This window comes from Eudoraea sp., assembly GCF_049665975.1.
Taxonomy (GTDB): Bacteria; Bacteroidota; Bacteroidia; order Flavobacteriales; family Flavobacteriaceae; genus Eudoraea.
Map to the genome: position 1 here is coordinate 1 of NZ_JBATGR010000133.1, position 3,074 is coordinate 3,074.

Annotated in this window: 2 protein-coding genes and 1 pseudogene; 2 read left to right on the plus strand and 1 reads right to left on the minus strand. The window is 39.5% G+C overall.

Annotated features, from left to right (window positions below):
* Positions 1-103: 103 nt before the first annotated feature.
* On the minus strand, positions 104-1,153 hold the full coding sequence (gene thiL / locus WBN20_RS05230; protein ID WP_424275979.1) for a thiamine-phosphate kinase: 1,050 nt from the start codon (positions 1,151-1,153) through the stop codon (positions 104-106).
* A 70-nt stretch (positions 1,154-1,223) separates the two neighbouring features.
* On the opposite strand from thiL, the gene WBN20_RS05235 reads away from it, so the two are divergent.
* Positions 1,224-2,474 (plus strand): choice-of-anchor B family protein, encoded by a 1,251-nt coding sequence (locus tag WBN20_RS05235; protein WP_424280962.1) that lies wholly within the window; start codon positions 1,224-1,226, stop codon positions 2,472-2,474.
* Between the two features lie 7 nt (positions 2,475-2,481).
* Positions 2,482-3,074, plus strand: a pseudogene (locus WBN20_RS05240) (hypothetical protein); the annotation flags it as partial.

Consider the following 3,074-nt stretch of genomic DNA (forward strand, 5'->3'; position numbering starts at 1 on the left):
AAGCGGAAATCTTTCCGTTTTAACACCGGAACTTCAAGAGATCAATGATACCTTAGAAGACTTATACCAAAAAAGACATAGGACTACCCAACAGGTAGCTTAATTATGCTTTGGCAAATGAATTCCACCCCTGAGCGGTAAGTGGAATTTTAGAATTATTCCTGGAAACTAAATGTGCGCCTTCATTCTTATCTGTTATGTGCCCCACTACAGTAAAGTTAGGATTGCCTTTTAATTCCGGGAATTTTTTTTGATCAATAGTGAACAATAGCTCATAATCTTCCCCCCCGCTTAAAGCCACTAAAGTACTATCCAGTTTAAACTCTTCGCATGCCGAAATTACCGTCGGATCTAATGGAATTTTATCTTCATAAAGGTTACAACCAACCTTACTCTGTTTGCACAAATGAAGAATTTCAGAAGAAAGACCATCGCTAATATCAATCATGGAAGTTGGCTGAATATTCAGTTTTTTTAATAATTCCACAATATCTTTTCTGGCCTCTGGTTTTAATTGACGCTCAATGATATAACTATATGCAGACAAATCTGGCTGATTATTTGGATTAACTTTAAATACTTCTTTTTCTCGTTTTAAGACTTGTAACCCCATATATGCGGCTCCCAGGTCACCACTAACCACCAAGAGATCATTTGGTTTTGCTCCGCTCCTGTAAACGATGTCTTCATTGGCTGCCTCTCCAATAGCTGTAATACTTATGATCATTCCCGTAGTTGAAGAGGTAGTATCTCCTCCAACCAGATCTATTTTGTAAAGTTCACAGGCCAGTGAAATACCCTCATAGAATTCTTCCAAAGCCTCTAAAGGAAATCTATTGGAAACTGCTACAGATACAGTAATCTGAGTAGCAGTTGCATTCATCGCATAAATATCAGATAAATTGGCCATTACAGCTTTATATCCCAAGTGTTTTAGGGGCATATAGCTGAGGTCAAAATGTATTCCTTCAATCAACAAGTCTGTAGAGACAAGAGTCTTTTTATCCTTAAAGTCAAGCACGGCTGCGTCATCGCCAACCCCCTTAATAGAAGATTTATGTTGCAATTTAAAGTTCTGGGTTAGATGATCTATTAATCCAAATTCGCCCAATTGTTCTAGCGAGGTTTTCTCCTGGTTTTTATCTTCAAGCATGGTACAAAAATAAGCGGATGGGAATAATATATTATCTTTATAGCGAAAAAGAATTATTATTTTTTGCCCCATGAAAAAAACACTCCTACTTTTCTTATGTCTGCCGTTTCTGGTAGGTTGCTCCAACAGTGATGATTCTCCGGCTGCTGCTGATGATTCCATGATGATGGATGATGATATTGTTGATAATCCGCAAACAGGATTTTTGCCTTGCACTAGTGGCATGGCAGGTATTTATCCGTGTAATGGTTATGACTTGTTGGGACAAATAAGTCTGGCTTCATTTAGCGCTTCTGCAGGGAATGATATCTGGGGGTGGACAGACACCACTACAGGGAAAGAATATGCTTTGGTGGGTTTGGATAATGGAACTGCCTTTGTTGACATAACGGATACTGAAGAATTGATTTATCTTGGAAAATTACCTTCAGCAACTGTATCCAGCCCCTGGAGAGACATAAAAGTATACCAGGACCATGCCTTTATTGTCTCTGAAGCAGGCGGGCATGGGATGCAGGTTTTTGATTTAACTAAATTAAGGAATGTGGCGAATGCCCCGGAAACTTTTGAGGCAGACGCCCGTTACTCTGGTTTTGGTAGTGCGCACAATATTGTTATCAATGAAGCTAGCGGATATGCCTATGCGGTTGGCACAGCCAGAAATGACTTATACAGAGGCGGCGTACATTTCATTAATGTGCAGGATCCCAAAAATCCAACTGCTGCAGGTGGTTATGGCGCTAACGGGTATTCGCATGATGCACAGGTTGTTACCTATAATGGTCCTGACGCTGATTACACGGGACAGGAAATATTTATAGGTGCAAATGAAAATCAAGTTGCTATTGTGGATATCACAGACAAAGATAATCCCATGCAGATCAGTACTTTTCAATACGCAAATATTGGATACACGCATCAGGGTTGGTTTTCTGAAGACCAGCGCTATTTTATTTTAGGAGATGAATTAGATGAGATTCAACTTGGTTTTGATTCGCGTACCCTGGTCTTTGATCTTTCGGATCTTGACAACCCAAGTTTGCACACTACTTATTTAGGTGAAACGGCAGCAATTGATCATAATGGCTATGTAAGGGGAGATGCGTTTTATCTTGCAAATTATACAGCAGGAGTCCGTATTCTTGATATTTCAGGAATAGAGGGGCAAAGTATTGTTGAAGAGGGTTTCTTTGATACCTACCCATCCAATAATACCTCTGCTTTTGAGGGAGTATGGAGTGTTTATCCTTATTTTGAAAGTGAAAAGATTATTGTGAATGATATCAATTCTGGTCTCTTTGTTATTAAAAAATCAAATTAGAATAGCGGTGAAAAACATTTTAATATTTGCTATAGTGCTGTTTTTCTTTTCATGTTCAGATGACGATTCTGTTATTCTGGACAATGGCTATGACCAAGCCGTTTTTTTAGGAGAGATTGATTGGGTAAAGAGTTTAGGTGGTACTGACGAAGAAACGGCACAATCAGTAATTCATACGAATGATGGCGGTTATGCAATTCTCGGGTATTCAAAAAGCACCGATGGAGACCTTGCTGGCAAATCTACACCAGTAAATGACTATTGGGTTTTGAAGTTAGATGAGGAAGGAAATGTTGTCTGGAGCGAAACTTATGGGGGCAGTAAGGATGACCGGGGGCAGTCAATAATCCAGACCTCAGATGGCGGTTATGCAGTTACGGGATATGCGATGAGTGATGATGGGGATGGAAGTAACAATGAAGGATTCCATGATAACTGGATTTTAAAACTGGATGATTTAGGGGCTATTGAATGGGAAAAAAGTTTTGGGTTTTCTGGGCATGATCATTCATATGATTTATTGCAAACTGCTGATGGAGGATTTTTCTTCGCAGGATTTTTGGATATTACAGCCGCCCTTGACGATGGCACTTATTACAA

Coding starts and splice junctions, on each gene's coding strand:
- thiL (WP_424275979.1), bottom strand. CDS start 1,153: ATGCTTGAAGATAAAAACCAGGAGAAAACCTCGCTAGAACAATTGGGC.
- WBN20_RS05235 (WP_424280962.1), top strand. CDS start 1,224: ATGAAAAAAACACTCCTACTTTTCTTATGTCTGCCGTTTCTGGTAGGT.